Consider the following 17227-nt stretch of genomic DNA (forward strand, 5'->3'; position numbering starts at 1 on the left):
TCGGTCACCGCCGCCACCGGCAGAGCTCCCGACGGCCGGCGCGTCCATGTCGTCGTCGACAACTGGAGCCGGCACGTCCGTGCGGCTCGGTGCCTGGGACGTCCGCGTCCTCGCCGCTGCACCGGGGTCCGCCGCGGAGGACCGGTGACATCCGCCACCGCGGCACCGGAAGGAGGCCGGCAGTGAGTCCCGCCGCAGATCGATCACGCTGGCGCCGGCGATGGCTCTCGGTGCCACCGTCGGCCTGGCCTCCGCGCCCGCCTCCGCCGCCGTCTGGAACACCTGCGACCAGTACGGCAGCACGACCCTGAACGGCTACACGCTCTACAACAACATCTGGGGCTCGGGCGCCGGCAGCCAGTGCATCTGGGCCAACTCCGGGACCGGCTGGGGTGTCTGGGCCAACCATCCCAACACCGGCGGCATCAAGTCCTACGCCAACTCAACGAAGTCGATCAACAAGACGATCGACTCCCTCGGCTGGCTCACCAGCAACTACGACGTCAGCGTCCCGTCGTCCGGCGCGTACAACACGTCGTACGACATCTGGGACAACGACCACCAGTACGAGATCATGCTGTGGGTCAACTACAACGGATCTGTCGGCCCGATCGGCACCTGGCAGGCCAATGTCACGCTCGGCGGCCACAACCGGAACGTCTACAAGGGCACCAACGGGTCGAACCAGGTGTTCTCGTTCCTGCGGACGTCCGACTCCAACTCCGGCACCGTGGACGTCAAGCCGGTCCTCAACTGGATCGCGTACACCAAGGGCTGGATGCCCGGCAACGAGATCATCGGCGACGTGCAGTTCGGCTATGAGATCACCTCGTCGTCCGGCGGACTCGACTTCATCACCAACAACCTGACCGTCAGCGGCGGCTGACACGACATCAGGGCCGAGGTCGGTCCGCGTCCTTTCTCAGGCGCGGTCGACCTCGGCCCGTTGCGCGTTGTGGTCCGCGAGGGTGGCTCGGCGTCGGCCTTGGGCAGGCGGTGGGATCAGTGTCGGGCGAACTGGACCTGGGTGGGTTGCACGACGTTCGGCCGCACCGCGATTCCGTTGATGGTCAGCCGTTCGCCGTAGATGTCGGTGAGTCTGATCGCGCTGCCGCACCCGCTGCCGTCCGCGGAGATGAAGTAGTTGTAGGAGGTGCGGGGCAGTCGCCGCCAGCCGCCTGTGGTGCGGACCTCAAGACTTGCGACGGGGTTGCGGTGGCCGATCGCCTGGATGCCGCACCAGTAGCGGCTGGAGCCGGTCTTGTACCGGATGGAGATCTTGTTGGAGATGCCGGGGCTCACCAGGCTCCAGGTGATGGGGATCCGGCCGACCTTGAGGTCGGCCAGTTTGGCGAATGCCTGTTGGCTGAGGTCGAGTTGCCCGGGTGCGCAGGGCAGGGGGCATTCGTTGGTGATGCGCACCGTGATGGATTTGCCGTTGGCCGCGCGCACGAGCACGTACGCGCCGCACGCCCTGGACGTCTCGTAGTCGGTGGTGTTCATGGCCGCGATCATGAGGTCGGGGCTGGGGCCGAAAAGGCAGGCGCCGTTTCCGTCCGCGGCCTCGTAGGCGGTGGCGACGCCCTTATAGCTGGTGTGCGGCTGAATCCGTCCTGCCTGCGCAGTTGTGGTAGCGGGCTTTTGCTTGGGCTCCGGAGTGTGAGTGGGTGACGGTCGCGCCGACTTGGTGGTCGCGGCACCCGTCGGGCTGGGCGAGCGGGTCGGGCTCGCCGTCGCGGCCGGGGTGCCCCTCTTGGCGGCGGCGGTGGCTTTCACCTCGGAGGTGGCGAGGGGTGTGGCTGCGGCAGGCCCTGCGTCGGCGTTGCGGTCGGGGGCCAACGCCATGACCAGGTAGACGAGAACGCCCGTGGCGATCAGTGCCGATGTGCCGCCCAGCATGAGCCTGCGTCTTTGTCTGCGTTGCCGCGCGGCCTGCCTCGATGTGTTCATTTCCTGTCCGTTCGCAAGATCGAGCCGATGGTGCACTACGGAGTGGCCACAGGAAGCGCAAAGGTTGCCAACGATTTCTCACAGGAATCGGCTCATGCGCGAGCACGGGTGTGCCGCGGCGCCGCAGAGACGCCGGTGCCCTGGTTGCCCCGGAGGTGGGCAACCAGGGCGAGGGTCGGTCGGTCAGGATTCCTGGACAGCCGTACCGGTGACGGAGTCCCCGGACTTCGTGACCTTGTACTTCACCTTGGCGCCGCTGTGGAAGTGGAAGGTCAGCGTCGCCGGTTCGCCGTCACGCAGTGCCTTCAGGAATTCGGGGGTCAGGATGATCGTGCCGTTCGGGTAGTCCGGCGAGAAGGCCTGGTTGAACTCCTGGTACGGAGTCCAGCTGGTCTGGCCGGCGTTGCTGCCGTCGGCGTACGTGGCCTCCATGGTCGCCAGCAGGTCGCCCTGGTACTTCGTGGGAAGGGTGAACGAATCGGGTGTGCCCGTGGCGTTCGACAGCACCGGGGTGTCGTAGGTGACGATGTCGAGGTTCCAGGGCAGGCCGCGGGAGAACCGGGCCTGGAGCGTCGCGTTGACCCCGTAGTCCCGCTCACCGGTCAGCCGGGTCAGCGCCTGCGCTGTGAGGGTGAGCCGATCCTTGAAGACGGTGTAGTCCTTGCCCGCGACAAGCTTGGTGTCGCCGTTCCACAGACTCTGGAACTTGGTGCCGTTCAGGTTCAGTGTGAGCGACTGGGCCGTGATCCGGCTCGACTTCGCCACGAAGACCTTGTCGAAGGAGGCGGTTCCCGAGCGGGTGGTCCAGCTCGACTTGATCCAGGCGAACAGGGCGGGGTCCTGCCACTTCAGGGTGTCCCGGTTCAGGTAGGCGAAGGTTCCCGGGTCCCACAGGGCGGTGGTGACGCCGGCTTGGCGCGCCGCGTATCCGAGGTGCTCGAAGTACTTCAGCGCCTCACCCCGCTCGACGCGGTCGGGATGGTTGTGGTCGGGCCAGGCCAACAGGCCGTACTCGCCGAGGTAGACGGGGATGCCCCTGGCGACGAAGGTGTCGTGCATGCGGGCGAAGGCGTCGGTCAGGTCGTTCTGGGCGGCGGTGTCGTACCGGGTGCCGCCCGCGACGTTCACGCTGAACGGGTAGTAGCTGTAGTAGTGCACGGTGGCGACCAGGTTGCTGTCGTGCAGCGCGCTGATCGTCGTGTACAGGTCGTCCATGAGGTCCTGTGAGGGGGTGCCGCCCTGTGTGGTCAGGACGAGCAGGCGGCCCTTGTTCGTGCCGCCCGAAGAGCGGACGATCTCGTGGAACGAGGTGTTCAGCTCGTTCATGAACTGGGTCTTCTGCGCCGCCGTGGCGTTGTCGAAGCCCGGTTCGTTGATGCTCTCGAAGAGCAGGGTGCGCGGCTCGTCCCGGAACGTCGCGGAGATCTGGGTCCACAGGGCGTCGTAGCGGGCGCGCACGTTGTCGTGGTCGGTGGAGATCTTCGAGACCCACTGCCACGAGTCGTGGTGGACGTTGAGCACGACGTACAGGTTCTCGGCCTGTGCCCAGTCGACCACCTCCTTGACACGGCTCAGGTACGCGGCGTCGACGGTGTAGGGCGCGGTGGCGGACTGGTGTGCGCTCCAGGTCACCGGGATGCGGACGCTGTGGAAGCCCTGCGCCCGGATGGTCTTGAACAGCTCCCTGGTGGCCTTGGGGTTGCCCCAGGACGTCTCGTCCGGAATCGCGTCCAGGGTGTTGCCCAGGTTCCAACTGGGCTGCATCGCGGCGACGGCGTCCTTGGCACCGGCCGGAACCTTGACCGTGGCGCGTGCCTGCTGTGCGGTGCCGCCGGGCGCGGCGAGCGCGGTGCTGCCGGACAGTCCCAGGATGACGAGCAACGCCATCAGCAGGCCGGCCAGGCGTCCGGGGCCGCGACTGCGGTGGTGTGCGGGTTGCCGTATGTCCTTCATGCGTCATGCCTTTCGGTCGTACGGGTGATCCGATCCGTGGCCGGGCAGCGGTCAGGCGCCACCGTCGGCTCATGGTGAGTAGAGGGAGGCGGAGGGATGCAGAGAGATGCGGAGGGAGGGGCCTGGTTCAGTCGTCGAGTGGCTCGTAGTCGAACCAGTCGAAGTGGACCGTGCCTGCAGCGGCGTACATGCCGATGACCCGACCGGTGAAGCCGCCGGCGACCTCGGTCGACAGGTAGCGGCCGTCGAGGGTCGCGAGTTCGGTGAGCGTGCCGTCAGGCTGCTCGACGCCGAAGGAGACGACGTCGGGTCCCGTGCACGGCCCGTCCGGCGACGGCGGTTCCGCCATCGTGACGGCGAGGACCACCGGCCCGGCGGGCACGGACTGCGCGGCAACGACCGTGCGCAGGGAGCCGACGCGCGCGACCACCCGCACCTCCGTGCCGGACACCTCGATCGCGTAGTGGTGTTGCTCGTCGAGCCGTACGGCGAGGCCACCGCCCCCCTCGGCCGCATCGACGAGCGTGCGCGCCCGGCACGACAGATGCTGCTGGCGCCGACCGGTGAACACCACGTCGGGCTCGTCCAGGGAGCCGCCCCGCGCGCGGAGCGTCAGCCATCCGGGGCGCTCCTTGGTGGTGCAGTGTTCGGCGGGCCGGTCGCGCAGGGAGATCCAGGACGGCCGCAGTTCGGCGAGCTCGAAGTCGTCCCGGTGCTCCTCGGCAGGGCTGAGGGAGAGCGGCCACGGGAGCTCGGGCAGGTCCAGGGCGACCTCGCCGACGACCGGCCAGTCGTCCACCCAGGTCACGGGGGCCAGGAAGGTCTCCCGGCCGAGCACGTGCCAGCCCGGCGTGCCGCCGCCCGGCCGTACGCCGAGCAGCACCATCCACCAGGAGCCGTCGGGGCCTTGGACCAGGTCGGCGTGCCCGGTGTTCTGGACGGGATGGTCGGTGCCGCGATGAGTGAGGATCGGGTTCGCCGGGCACGGCTCGAACGGGCCGGCAGGCGTACGGCCGCGGGCGATCGAGACAGCATGACCGCGCTCGGTGCCGCCCTCGGCGATGAGCAGGTACCAGTAGTCGCCGATCCGGTACAGGTGCGGCGCCTCCGGGGCCTTGGCGCCGGGCCCGCCGGACCAGAGCTCGTTCGGTGTTCCGTACGTCTGCCCGGTGGACGGATCGAGACGGACCTGCGAGACCCCGGCGACCGTGCACCGGCAGGTGCCGTCCTCGTCCCACGCCAGATCGGGATCGATGCCGGGGACACCCGGCGCCCAGATGGGGTCCGACCAGGGTCCGGCGGGGTCGGTGGCCGTGACGATGAAGTTGCCGCCGCCCTCGGTGCAGTTGGTGACGATCAGCCAGAAGCGGCCGTCGTGGTGGCGCAGGGTGGGGGCGTAGATCCCGCCGGAGGACCACGTGCCCGACAGACGCAGTTGCTCCGGCCGGTCCAGGGCGTTGCCGATCTGCGTCCAGTGGACGAGGTCGCGGCTGTGGAAGAGGGGTACGCCGGGGAAGTACTCGAAGCTGGAGCAGGCCAGGTAGTAGTCGTCGCCGACACGGCAGACGCTGGGGTCGGGGTGGAAGCCGGGAATCACGGGGTTGGTGAAGCGTCTGTCCGGCTGGCGCGGAGGGGGCACCCGACAGGTCCTCTCGTCGATTCGTGATGCAGGCGTGGGGTGGTTCAGTGGCGTGGTTCAGGGGCGCCTGGGTCCGTGGGGCTGATGCGGAGCAGGACGGCGGACGGCGCGGTGGGCAGGGTCACGCTCAGCTCGGCCGCGTCGGGCATCCAGGCGGGAGCGGCCCGACTGACCGAGGGGTAGAGCAGGTCGACCCGGGCGGAGGTGTCCCGCAGGTGGGGCAGGTGAAGCGTCGCCGTGGCGTCGGTTCCGGGGCGACGCCAGACGGTGAGGTAGGTGGTAGCCGGGGTGCGCAGGGCCAGTGCGATCCAGGGGTCGTCCCAGCCAGGAAGGCCCAGGGGCCAGGTCGGCACGGCGTGCGGCAGGTCGGCGCGGATGGCCTTGTACGCCGCTACCGCCTCGTGGACCAGGGCGCGGGCCTCCGGCTCGAGTTCGGGAATGCGGCCGGAGAGATGGATCCGGCCGAGGAGCGCGTTGGCCATGCTGAAGGCCACCTCGTCGAGGGAGTCCTCGGGCTGGGGGTACGCCCAGACGGCACCCTGTTCGGGGGCGACGGCGGTGGGCGCGGAAGCCGCGATGGGCGCGTAGAGGTGGAGGTTCTGCTGATCACTCGTGGACTGCAACTGCATCCGGGACAGCAGGGCGTCGTCCCAGCGCATGCCGCCCGAGGAGCAGTTCTCCAGCACCAGATGCGGGTAGCGGTCCAGGACGCCGTCGAGCCAGTCGAGGTGGGCGCGGTTGTGGCCGAGCAGACCGGCGCCCGGGGTCTCGCCGGGGTGGGCGCTGGTGCCGGAGCCGGGGTCGATGTTGTGGTCGAGCTTGAGGTAGCCGACGCCCCACTCGCCGACCAGGCGGTCCACGACCTCGTCCAGGTGGGCACGGGCGGCCGGGTGGCGCAGGTCCAGGTGGTGCCGGCCGGCCTCCGTGACGCGGATGCCGTCGCGGCGGAAGAACGCCTCGTCGGGCAGGGACTTGGCCATGGGGCTGCGTACGCCGATCACCTCCGGCTCCAGCCACAGGCCGGGAACCATGCCGCGCTCCCGGATGCGGTCCAGCACCACGTGGATCCCGCGCTCCCCGGGAAACCGGGAGGCGGCGGGCTCCCATGCGCCGACGCTGTCCCACCAGCCGCCGTTCTCGCCGTCGTACCAGCCGGCGTCGATCACGAAGTACTCCGCGCCCGCATCGGCCGCCGCGTCGATGTGCGGCAGCAGCTTCTCGGTCGTGGGGTCGCCCATCAGGCAGTTCATGTAGTCGTTGAAAATGACGGGCAGGCGCTGGTGGTCGGCATGCGGGCGGCGCTGGGCGCGGCGGTAGCGGGTCAGCGCGGCGAACGCCTCGTCGGGGCCGCCGTCGGCGCTGAAGGACACGGCGGCGGGTACGGTGCGGAAGACGCCGCCGGGTTCAAGGGCGTGCCGCCAGCCGTGGTGGGTGTCGGTGGGTCCGAACAGCGCCGCGTAGGCCGCCTTGTCCCGCTCGGCGCACTCCCAGCGCCAGCCCCCGCCGTTGTGCTCGATCTGCCACACCCAGCTGCGGCCGGTACGCCGGTCCGTCAGGCCGCCCATGGGGAGGCGCCCGCAACTGGACCAGGTGCCCTGTCCGTTCACGGCGAAGCCGGCTCTGCCGTTCGCGTGGCTCACGCGTCCGCTGTGGGCCGGTGTGGTCAGGCGCATCGGCTGTCGCTGCCAGCGGCATTCGGCGAGCCAGTCGTTCTCGGCCCACAGCAGGTCCGCGGCGTCGATGGCCGCCGGGTCCTGCGGGGTGAGGCAGCCCACCGCGAGCGAGCTGACCGACTCCAGGTGCAGCGTGGACCGCCCTTCGTTGCGCAGGGTCACCTCGCTGCGGAGCACGGGGATGCCGTTCGGTGACCGGTAGTTCACCTCCGCGACCAGCCCGGTTTCCGGATCGTGGAGGTCCACGGTCAGTGTGTGCCAGTCGCCGTCGTGGGTCGTGCGATGGGTCCGGTGGCGCAGACGCCCGCCGAGGTCGGTGCCCACGAGGCGGTTGCCCGACCAGCCACGGCCGTGACCCGCGGCCGTCACCTCCACCAGGGGCAGGGACGCACCGGGGATTCTCTGCGCTTCGCCCGGCAGTCCGAGGTACGTGAGGCGCGGGCTGCCGTCGTCATCGAGGTCGAGCTCGAGGCGAAGGGCCTCGTGCCCCCAGTGGAAAGCCCCGTGTTCCTTGGTCATGGAGGCCCTTTCGAGATCAGTGCCCGCGCAGAACCGCGCACCGCCGGGCGGCAGTTCGTGCGCGAGGGCATCGGTGAGAAGGTCGTGGGCGGGGTCTGCAGGGCACGGCCTCGGGATGCGGTGGAGCAGGGCCTGCCAGTGGAGACTGTCGAAGCGCTTCACCTCCAGCCGCAAGTCAATGCTAAGCCTCCTGTGGAACAAGGTCCTCTACTGCAAAGGCTCCTCCTCCCGTTGGGCTGTTGTCAGCCCGTCAGGGAGAATGGCAGTTTCGAAGCGCTTCGACAAGTCATACGTCAGAGCCAGCTCCACACTCGGCTTCCGAGGGGTGTGCGCCGTGGGCTCGGCGTCCTTTCCGCCACTGACCGGCTTCCTTCTGCTGCCCCGGATCGCTGGGGCGCGGAGCGTCGCCGGCATGTCATCCGGCGTTCAGAGACGGGGTTCCGGTAGCCGCCGTTGCGCTGTTGCGGCAGCCCTAGATCTGGACGGCTGTCCCGTCGGCGGTGCCTGCGCCGTTGACATCCAGACTGTTGCCGGCGATGCCGGACTGCACGCGTGCGGGAGCCGGGGCGGGGTCCTTCAGCCGGCCGGCGCCGTCCGCGGCCTGGATGGCGCGGTGGAAGGCGTCTGCCATCTTCTGGTAGCCCATGGCGTTGGGATGCAGCGTGTCGGCCAGGTCTGCCGTGGTCAGGCTGCTCATGTCCACGTATGTGACGTGTTTGCCCGCGGCCTGCGCGTCGCTCACGATCTGGGGGATGGCCTGGTTGTACGCGGCACGGTACTGCTCCACCGTGCCGCTGGTGGACACGACCAGGGAGGCCACGAGGACGGTTGCGTCGGGGACGGCGGCGGTGATCTGGTCGACCAGCGACTTCAGCCGGGCGCCGGCGGTGGAGGGCTGGTAGTTCCCGTTGAGGTCGTTGGTGCCGATCTCCAGCGTCACGACGTTGGGCCGGTGGCGGGTCAGCGAGGTGTCGGCGAGTGCGGAGATCTGGTCGATGCGGTATCCGGAGTGGCCTTCGTTGTCGGGGTCGGACATGGAGCCGCCCCGTAACGTGCCGACGAAGTCCGGCGGATGGCCGTCCGCCGCAAGCTTGTCCCACAACGGACCCCGGTAGCCGTTGCCCGTACTGCTTCCCACCCCCAGGTGATCGAGTCGCCCAACGGCATGACCCGCAAGGGCGTGGTCGAGGCGGCGGAGGCAGGGGTCGCATCAGCCGCGGTCACCCCGAGCGCGGCAGTGACGAGAGAGATGAGGGACAGAGTCCAGGACTTTCTCATGCAGACGTCCTCCCATGACGAGTGAGTGCGGGATCAACGGGCTGAATCGCCGTTCGAGTCAGCAACTCGGCCGCCGTGTCGTCCCGTTGGCCTCTATCAACGCCTGACGTACCGTCAGAAAGGCGGCCGGTAGCCGGATCTGAGGTGCTGCTGGGCGGTCGGTGCCGTCACCAGCCCGTCGGCAGACCGGCGATGAACGAGGTGAGCCGGCCGGCGATGAGTTGGTCGTCATGGGCCGAGTAGTGCCAGTCGCAGCCGAGGAAGTCCAGGCCCGAGTCGTCGAGGGACCAGTAGCGGACCCGGCTGTCGCCGGCGTCGTTGCGCGCCTTGACCATCTGCTGGACATGGCCGGCGTACTGGCCGGCGCCTACTGCCACGATGGTCGTGTCGGCCCCATAGCGCGTGCGCAGCTTCTGGACGAAGTCGCCGTAGGCGCTGCGGTAGGCGGCCGCGAGGCTGTCCGGCGTCCACGGCTCACCGGGGTTGATGGCGGTCGAGAAGTCGTTGGTGCCGAGGTTGATCACCACCACCTGGGGGCGCCAGGTGCCCGGGTTCTGCCAGACGTCGCCCGACACGTTCAGCAGGGCACGGTCGTAGAAGGTCCGGTACGTGACGTCCGGCGAGCCTCCGTTGTAGTTGCGCACCATGCCAAGGCCCGAGTAGCCGTTGATCTGGTAGTCGGCGTTCAGTTGCCGGGCGGTGAGGGCGCCGTAGCTCACATCGGAGTTGGTGTTCCGCTTGACCTGGTCCCAGGTGCAGGTGCGCGACCTCGAGAGGTTGCCGTAGCCCACCGTGAGGGAGTCGCCGATGAACTCGATCTGGCGGTTGCGGGCCGCCGGTCTGCTCAGTACGGCACCGCCGGGCGCGGCCAGGAAGCCCCCGAACGCACTGGTGTCCCCTGGGCTGTCGTTGCGCTTGACGAGCCGGACGGTGTGTTCACGGTTCTGCAGCCCGTTGATCCAGTGCGTGGTGTCGCCTGGCGTGACGAGTGTGGCGACGGTGGTTCCGTCGACCTGGACGTCGTAGTCGGCGGCCGAGTCGTTGAGCACGATGCCCACGCCGGTGCCGCTGACGCGGCCCTCGAAGTACACGCCGGGCCAGCTGTACTGCACGGTGTTTCCGGCGTCCTTGACCCGCCCCGCGGTGTGCACCTGGGCCGCCACTCCTGTCGCGCGGACCAGTTGCCACTGCTGGTTGGTGCCGCCCCAGTCGCTGTACTGCACTACCTTGGCGCCGTCCGCGGTGGAGGCGTTGTCGACCTCGACGGCCTTGCCGCTGTTGCGGTTGATCAGCCGGACGTAACCGTCCGGCGAATCGGCCAGCCGGAACTGCTGGTTGGTGCCGCCCGCGTCGCTCCACTGCACGATGTCCGCGTGGTCGGCGGTGGAGTAGTTGAGCACGTCCAGCACCTTGCCGGAGTGCTGCGCCCTGAGCCGGTAGTAGCCGCCGCCCGAGTCGACGAACCGGAACTGCTGGTTGGCGCCGTCGGTTCGGGGCCACTGCGGCAGACCCGCCCCGTCCGCGGTACTCGCGCCGGCCACATCCAGCACCTTGCCGCTGCCCCGGTTGACCAGCACATAGGACGCGCTCGTATCCACTGTGGCCGCCCGCGCCGTCCCGGCAACACCCCACTCGGCCAGCAGCGCCGCCAGCAAGGCGGTCACCACAGCCAGCACCCCCGTACGCCTCCCACGCCCCCGCCACGACCCACTGGATGTCATATGCATGCCATCTCGCTGCATTTGTGTCCCATCCACTCCTGGACGCAACAGGACCGTTCCGCCGGCTACAGCGCCGTGAAGGTCCACTGCAGGTTGGTGCTGCTGCCGTAGGTCCACTGCTTGGTGACGGAGCCCGAGGTGACGTTGCCGCCGCCGTCGAGGACCAGCCCGGTGGTGCGGTTGGCGATCGAATAACTTTCGCCGCCCCGGTGGGTGATCTTCCACTGTTGGTTGGTGCCGCCGTTCCAGGGCGCCTGTCTGGCTGCGGAGCCGTCGGTGGTGGCGCCCCAGCCGTCGGCGACCATGCCGTTGGTGCGGTTGACCAGCCTGTAGTAGCCGCCTCCGACAGCCTCCGCATGCCACTGCAGGTTGGAACTGCCGTCCCAGGTCCACTGCTTGAGGTTGGAGCCGGAGGCGACGTTGCCGCCGCTGTCCAGGGCGAGGCCGTTGGTGGCGTTGGTGATCCGGAAGTACGTCGCCGGGTTGAACTGGACCTTCAGCGAGGTGATCTGGTCGTTGTTGCCGGTGACCCTGAGGTCGGGGTTCTCGGCGGTGAACGTCCAGGAGGTGCCGGTGAAGTTGTCTCCGGAGTAGCCGATCACCTGGTAGCCGGGGGCCGGCCGGAGGGAGGAGAGGGTGCGCGGGCCCAGTCCGGCCGCGGTCAGGTCGGCCGCGGTGTAGTCGCCGACGGTGAGGACGGTGGCGTTGCCGGCGTAGTTGACGTCCGTGAAGGCGACGGCGCCGGCGGCCGGTCGCAGGCCGGGGATCGTGCCGGAGAAGGTGAGCTTCAGGACGTAGGCGTTGGCGTTGTACGGCGCCGAGGACGGCAGGGTGACCGTGAGGCCGGAGGAGTTCTGGGTCGGTGTGGGAAGGTCGATGTAGGTGCCGGCGGTGGAGCCGAGGAGCTTCACCGAGGTCAGCGAGGAGAGGCTGATCCGGTCCGAGCCGAGCGTCTTGATCGTGAGTGAGCTGCCGGGCCAGCCCAGGACGGTGGCGTACAGGACGTTGTCGGCCTTGTTGCGGGTGAAGCGGATGTCCTGGGCCGTTCCGGCGTGCGGGGTGGTGAAGGAGCCGCCGCCCATCTTCGTCGGGCCCTCGCCGTACGCGGTCCAGGCGCGGGTCGCGTAGATCGACTCGCCGAAGCGCCTCAGGTGGTCACCGATGCCCAGCAGGATGTCCTTCTGCGCCTGGGGGATGGTGCCGTCGGCCATGGGCGCGATGTTCAGCAGCATGTTGCCGTTCTTGCTCACCCGGTCGATGAACGAGTGCAGCATCTGCGGGATGGTGTAGTAGCCGATGCCCTGGGTGTAGCACCAGCTGCTGCTGGAGATGCTGTCGTCGGTCAGCCAGTACGGGGTGGTGAGGTCGGCCGGGCCGCCGCGCTCGTAGTCGAAGACCTCGCCCTTGCCGTTCATCCCGTCCTTGTAGGTGGCGACGACCTCACGGCCCCAGCTGTTTGCCTGGTTGTAGTAGTAAGCCAGGAAGTTCAGCCGCTGCGTCTCGTCGACGGCGTCCAGCTTGAAGTCCTGCCACAGGATGTCGGGTTGGGCGCGGTCGATGACCTCTTTGAGCTTGTCGAACCAGAGCTGGTTCTCCGCGGCTGAACCCAGCTGCCCGTAGAGCTTCTTGAGGCTGGTATCCGTCTGGGCGGGGACGAATTCGTAGAAGCCGTTGAAGTGGTACGCGTGGTGCATGGCCACCAGCAGCTTCAGGCCCTTGGCTCGGATGGCCGTGGAGAACAGCCGCAGCAGGTTCAGCCCTGGACCCTTGTCCACCGAGTTCCACTCGTTGACCTGGCTGTCCCACATGGAGAAACCGTCATGGTGCTCGGCGACCGGGCCGGCGAACCTGGCGCCGGCGTCGACGAACAGCTGCACCCACTCGTCGGGGTCGAACTTCCGGCCGGCCGACTTCAGCTTCGGCGCGAACTTCACGGTGTTGCCCGCCAGGTCCTTCGCTCCGTTGATGAAGTTGTGGTACGGCCATGCCGAGGGCTGGCCGTAGGTGGCGATGTGATGCTGGTTCGCGTTGCTTCCGGCCTGGTACATGTTGCGCGGGTACCACTCGTTGTCGTAGGCGGGGACGCTGAAGACACCCCAGTGGAAGTAGATCCCGAACTTCGCGTCCTGGAACCACTCCGGGGCCGGCGGGTGCTGGTCGACCGAGTTCCAGTCGGGCGTGTACGTGCTGGGCGCCGCCTGGGCGACGCCGGCACTGAACACGCCTCCGGCAACGGCCGCCGTGGCCACGCAGGTTGCGGAGGCCAGGAACTGGCGTCTGTTGATCGAGCTCGACATGGGCACATCCCTGATGCGGAAGGGGACAGGGGGGAATGCAGGGCCACGCATGAAGGTCGGCCATGTAACCGGGGGATGTCAACCAGCGTGCAGGGATGAAAGCGACTGCTGTCTTGGATGAGTTGCCGGTTTTGTTCTGATCTAGCGCGTATTGCAGTCACGCAAACATGGCATGTCTTGCAGGGCTTCATAGTCAGCCGCAGGTCATCGAGTGGCCACGATTGATGGGATGGATACTCCTCTAGCGGCACCCCACCCCTCCTCATGGGCGTTCATGAACTGGGATTTCATCGCGATTTGGGTAGAGGGCTGGACAGGTCACTCGGAGCCGCCCTATAAACATCCCATCTCTACCGTGCGGCGATACACGGATGTCGTCGAAGCGAAACATCTCCCACTACGGGACCGGCGCGAGGAAGCACCGATGAGACTCAGAACCGCCCTCTGTTCCGCCGTCTCCGCCCTGTCCGCACTGGCGTTGCTCAGTGCGTGCAGCAGCGGCTCCACCACGTCGGCGTCGGCGGGTGACGCGCCGCTGGTCGGCGTCGACTACCCGCGCTCCGACACCGACTTCTGGAACTCGTACATCAAGTACACGCCGGAGTACGGCAAGAAGCTCGGCCTCTCGCTCAAGACCACCAACTCGCAGAACGACGTCGCCAAACTCACCGCCAACGCGCAGACGTTCATCAGCCAGGGCGTCAAGGGCATCGCGATGGCCCCGCAGGACACCGCCGCCATCGCGCCCACCCTGGCGCAGCTGGAGGCGAAGAAGATCCCGGTCGTCACGGTCGACACCCGCCCGGACAGCGGCAAGGTCTTCATGGTGGTCCGGGCCGACAACCGCGCGTACGGCGAGAAGGCCTGCCAGTACCTCGGCACCAAGCTCGGCGGCAAGGGCAAGGTCGTGATGCTGGAGGGCGGTCTTGACTCCATCAACGGCCGTGACCGCACGGAGGCGTTCAACGACTGCATCAAGAAGAACTACCCCGGCATCAAGGTGTTCGGCGAGCCCACCAACTGGGACGGTGCGGTCGCCGCGCAGAAGCTGCAGACCGACCTGACCGCCAACCCGGACATCAAGGGCATCTACATGGAGTCCAGCTTCGCCCTGTCGGGCACGCTCCAAGTCCTGAAGCAGAAGGGGCTGTTGGTCGACCCGAAGGACAAGAAGCACGTCTTCGTCGTCTCCAACGACGGCATCCCCGAGGAGCTCAAGTCCATCGCCGCCGGGAAGATCGACGCCACGGTCTCCCAGCCGGCCGACCTCTACGCCAAGTACGCCCTGTACTACCTCAAGGCCGCGATCGACGGGAAGACGTTCAAGCCCGGCAAGACCGACCACGACAGCACGATCATCCAGGTCCGTGCCGGTCTGCTCGAGGACCAGCTCTCCGCCCCGCTCGTCACCGCCGACGGCGGCACCTACGGCGGCATCACCAGCCTCAAGAGCGACGACAAGTCGCTGTGGGGCAACAACCTCGGCTGATCCCTTGTCCGGCATGCAACGGCTCACGAGAACAAGGCGGTTGAGATGAGCGACGGGGAGCGAGCAGCCACCCCCGTGTCCGTCCCGGCGGACGGCGGACGGGTCCCGGCGGGCCCGCCCGTCGTCGAGGCGACGGGCATAGTCAAACGATTCGGTCCGACGGTGGCCCTGGACGGCGCCCGGATCACCATCAGGCCCGGTGAGACCCACGCGCTCGTCGGCCGCAACGGGGCGGGCAAGTCGACCCTGGTCTCCGTCCTCACCGGCCTTCAGGCCCCCGACGAGGGAACGGTCACCTTCGGCGGTGAGCCTGCACCCCGGCCCAACGAGCGGGATGCGTGGCGGCAACGCGTGGCCTGCGTCTACCAGAAGTCCACGATCATCCCGACGCTGACCGTCGCCGAGAACCTCTTCCTGCACCGGCACGACCACGGACGCAACCGGCTCATCAGCTGGCAGGCCACCCGTCGCCGCGCCCAGGAACTGCTGGCGACCTGGTCGGTGGACGTCGACCCACGCACCTCCGCGGGCGAACTGAGCGTCGAGCAGCGGCAGTTCGTCGAGATCGCCCGCGCGCTGTCCTTCGGGGCGCGGTTCATCATCCTCGACGAGCCGACCGCCCAACTCGACGGGGCAGCCATCAACCGCCTCTTCGACCGAATCCGCGACCTGCAACGCCAGGGCGTGACCTTCCTGTTCATCAGCCACCATCTCCAGGAGATCTACGAGATCTGCGACATGGTGACGGTCTTCCGCGACGCCCGGCACATCATCACGGCGCCGGTGGCGGAACTCCCTCGCGCCGATCTGGTCGCCGCGATGACCGGTGAGGCGGCGGCCGACCGGCAAGGGGAGCGGGCGAGCACCCTCACTCCCGGCGCCACGGCCGCACTGAGCGTCAGTGCTCTGCGAGGCGACGCGTACGACGACGTCAGCTTCCAGGTCGGGGCCGGTGAGATCGTCGGCCTCGCGGGCGCCGCCGGCAGCGGACGTACCGAGGTCGCCGAGACCGTCGTGGGGCTGCGGGCGGCAGCGGCGGGCGAGGTGGAGATCGCCGGGCAGCGGCCCCGGCCGGGCAGTGTGCCCGCGGCGCTCGCCGCCGGCGCCGGGTTCGTCCCGCAGGATCGGCACCACCAGGGCTTCGTGCCCGACATGTCCATCGCGGACAACGCCACACTGTCCGTACCGAAACGCCTCGGCTCGAACGGGTTCCTGAGCCGCAGCCGCCGGGACCGGCTCGCCGAGGGCATGATCGAGTATCTGGCGATCAAGACCCCCGGTCCCGAACTGCCCGTCTCCGCCCTGTCCGGAGGCAATCAGCAGAAGGTCGTCATGGCCCGCGCCCTGGCCGACGACCCCCGACTGCTGATCCTGATCAACCCGACCGCGGGCGTGGACGTGCGCTCCAAGGAGTTCCTCCTCGGCAAGGTCGAGGAGACCGCGGCCTCCGGCACCGGAGTGCTCATCGCCTCCGACGAACTCGACGATCTGCGCATGTGCGACCGGGTCCTGGTGATGTTCCAGGGCCGTGTGACCTCAGAGATCGCCCGCGGCTGGCACGACCACGACCTCGTGGCCGCGATGGAAGGAGTGGACCTCAATGCCTGAAACCGTCCTCGCGGACACCGCCGCCCCCACGGAAACCGAGGCGAAGCGGACCACGCTGCTCGGCGGCCGGATACCCCTGGCCCGCCTGCGCGACCTCGCGCTCGTCCCGGCGATCGTGGTCATCGCGATCGTCGGCCAGATCGTCAACCCGGTCTTCCTGCAGGCCGACAACCTCATCAACGTCCTGCAGACCATGTCCGAGATGGCCCTGCTGGTCCTCGCCCAGACGATGATCCTGATCGTCAAGAAGATGGACCTGTCCCTCGAGTCCACGATGGGCCTCGCGCCCGGTGTGGCGGCCTGGCTGGTGGTGCCGACCGGCGCGGGACACGGTCTCGGGCTGCTGCCCGGGGCCTGGTCGATCCCGGTCACGCTCGCCGTGGGCGCGCTGGTCGGCGTGATCAACTCCCTGCTGATCATCCGCTTCGGCCTCAACGGCTTCATCGTCACCCTCGGCATGCTGATCGTGCTGCGCGGTGTCCTCACGGGCATCTCCGGTGGCCAGACCTTCTTCCAGCTGCCCAAGTCGATGCTCTACCTGGGCACCACCGAATGGTTCGGGATGCCCGCGTCCATCTGGATCTGCCTGGTGCTCTTCGCCGTCGCGATCGTGGTGCTCGGCTGGACCAGCTTCGGCCGCTCGCTGTACGCCATCGGCGGCAACGTCGACGCCGCGAAGGCGGCCGGCATCCGCACCGACCGGGTGCTGTGGATCGTCATCGTCACCGGCAGCGTGCTCGCCGCCCTCGCCGGACTGCTGCTCTCCGGACGCCTGGCCTCCGTCGCCTCCGCACAGGGCAACGGCTACATCTTCACCGTGTTCGCGGCCGCCGTCATCGGAGGGATCAGCCTCAACGGCGGCAAGGGCACCATGTTCGGGGCGTTCTGCGGCATCCTGCTGCTCTTCATGATCCAGAACGTGCTCACCCTGGCGGGTGTCCCCGCCCAGTGGATCGGCGCCCTCAACGGCCTGATCATCCTGGTCGCCCTCGCCATCTCCCGCATCACGGGCGGCAAGGTCCAGGAGTGACCCGCGCGGCCGTCGCCGCCGGACCTCCCACAGCCGCCTCACCCTTCCGTCGCAGCGGGCCCTGTGCCCC

Annotated in this window: 10 protein-coding genes and 1 pseudogene; 4 read left to right on the forward strand and 7 right to left on the reverse strand. The window is 68.4% G+C overall.

Annotated elements, in window-relative coordinates:
* Window positions 1-193: 193 nt before the first annotated feature.
* A pseudogene (locus ACFY1L_RS21350) lies at window positions 194-886 on the forward strand (hypothetical protein); the annotation flags it as partial.
* 116 nt (window positions 887-1002) lie between these two features.
* Here ACFY1L_RS21350 and ACFY1L_RS21355 read toward each other — a convergent pair.
* From ACFY1L_RS21355 to ACFY1L_RS21385, 7 genes are all read right to left on the reverse strand, one after another.
* Entirely contained in the window at window positions 1003-1899 is an 897-nt protein-coding gene (locus tag ACFY1L_RS21355) for an expansin EXLX1 family cellulose-binding protein (RefSeq protein ID WP_388826271.1), read from the reverse strand.
* Between the two features lie 234 nt (window positions 1900-2133).
* Complete coding sequence (locus ACFY1L_RS21360) at window positions 2134-3903, reverse strand: cellulase family glycosylhydrolase (RefSeq protein ID WP_388826274.1); 1770 nt, start codon at window positions 3901-3903, stop codon at window positions 2134-2136.
* A gap of 127 nt (window positions 3904-4030) precedes the next feature.
* Window positions 4031-5542 (reverse strand): glycoside hydrolase family 43 protein, encoded by a 1512-nt coding sequence (locus tag ACFY1L_RS21365; protein WP_388826276.1) that lies wholly within the window; start codon window positions 5540-5542, stop codon window positions 4031-4033.
* Window positions 5543-5586: 44 nt separating this feature from the next.
* The gene (locus ACFY1L_RS21370; protein ID WP_388826279.1) at window positions 5587-7734 is read right to left on the reverse strand and encodes an alpha-galactosidase; all 2148 of its coding nucleotides are present in this window, start codon (window positions 7732-7734) and stop codon (window positions 5587-5589) included.
* Window positions 7735-8206: 472 nt separating this feature from the next.
* Window positions 8207-8872, reverse strand: coding sequence for an SGNH/GDSL hydrolase family protein (locus tag ACFY1L_RS21375; protein WP_388826282.1), 666 nt, complete (start codon window positions 8870-8872; stop codon window positions 8207-8209).
* 307 nt (window positions 8873-9179) lie between these two features.
* Complete coding sequence (locus tag ACFY1L_RS21380) at window positions 9180-10733, reverse strand: RICIN domain-containing protein (RefSeq protein ID WP_388826285.1); 1554 nt, start codon at window positions 10731-10733, stop codon at window positions 9180-9182.
* A gap of 65 nt (window positions 10734-10798) precedes the next feature.
* Window positions 10799-13030, reverse strand: a complete 2232-nt coding sequence (locus ACFY1L_RS21385) for an alpha-L-fucosidase (RefSeq protein WP_388826288.1) — start codon at window positions 13028-13030, stop codon at window positions 10799-10801.
* A gap of 424 nt (window positions 13031-13454) precedes the next feature.
* Between ACFY1L_RS21385 and ACFY1L_RS21390 the strand changes: the two genes are divergently transcribed.
* The 3 genes from ACFY1L_RS21390 to ACFY1L_RS21400 are packed head-to-tail and all read left to right on the forward strand — an operon-like array spanning window position 13455 to window position 17157.
* The gene (locus ACFY1L_RS21390; protein ID WP_388826291.1) at window positions 13455-14519 is read left to right on the forward strand and encodes a sugar ABC transporter substrate-binding protein; all 1065 of its coding nucleotides are present in this window, start codon (window positions 13455-13457) and stop codon (window positions 14517-14519) included.
* Between the two features lie 45 nt (window positions 14520-14564).
* Complete coding sequence (locus ACFY1L_RS21395) at window positions 14565-16127, forward strand: sugar ABC transporter ATP-binding protein (RefSeq protein WP_388826294.1); 1563 nt, start codon at window positions 14565-14567, stop codon at window positions 16125-16127.
* A complete protein-coding gene (locus tag ACFY1L_RS21400; protein WP_388826297.1) occupies window positions 16120-17157 on the forward strand; it encodes an ABC transporter permease in 1038 nt (345 codons plus the stop codon). Before ACFY1L_RS21395 ends, ACFY1L_RS21400 begins: the two co-directional genes overlap by 8 nt.
* Window positions 17158-17227 lie beyond the last annotated feature (70 nt).

This window comes from Streptomyces sp. NPDC001663, from assembly GCF_042893105.1.
Taxonomy (GTDB): domain Bacteria; phylum Actinomycetota; class Actinomycetes; order Streptomycetales; family Streptomycetaceae; genus Streptomyces.

What these genes read in the sequence shown, in the direction of transcription:
- ACFY1L_RS21355 (WP_388826271.1), bottom strand. Translation starts at nt 1,899, where the DNA reads ATGCTGGGCGGCACATCGGCACTGATCGCCACGGGCGTTCTCGTCTAC.
- ACFY1L_RS21360 (WP_388826274.1), bottom strand. Translation starts at nt 3,903, where the DNA reads ATGAAGGACATACGGCAACCCGCACACCACCGCAGTCGCGGCCCCGGA.
- ACFY1L_RS21370 (WP_388826279.1), bottom strand. Translation starts at nt 7,734, where the DNA reads ATGACCAAGGAACACGGGGCTTTCCACTGGGGGCACGAGGCCCTTCGC.
- ACFY1L_RS21380 (WP_388826285.1), bottom strand. Translation starts at nt 10,733, where the DNA reads ATGACATCCAGTGGGTCGTGGCGGGGGCGTGGGAGGCGTACGGGGGTG.
- ACFY1L_RS21385 (WP_388826288.1), bottom strand. Translation starts at nt 13,030, where the DNA reads ATGTCGAGCTCGATCAACAGACGCCAGTTCCTGGCCTCCGCAACCTGC.
- ACFY1L_RS21390 (WP_388826291.1), top strand. Translation starts at nt 13,455, where the DNA reads ATGAGACTCAGAACCGCCCTCTGTTCCGCCGTCTCCGCCCTGTCCGCA.
- ACFY1L_RS21395 (WP_388826294.1), top strand. Translation starts at nt 14,565, where the DNA reads ATGAGCGACGGGGAGCGAGCAGCCACCCCCGTGTCCGTCCCGGCGGAC.
- ACFY1L_RS21400 (WP_388826297.1), top strand. Translation starts at nt 16,120, where the DNA reads ATGCCTGAAACCGTCCTCGCGGACACCGCCGCCCCCACGGAAACCGAG.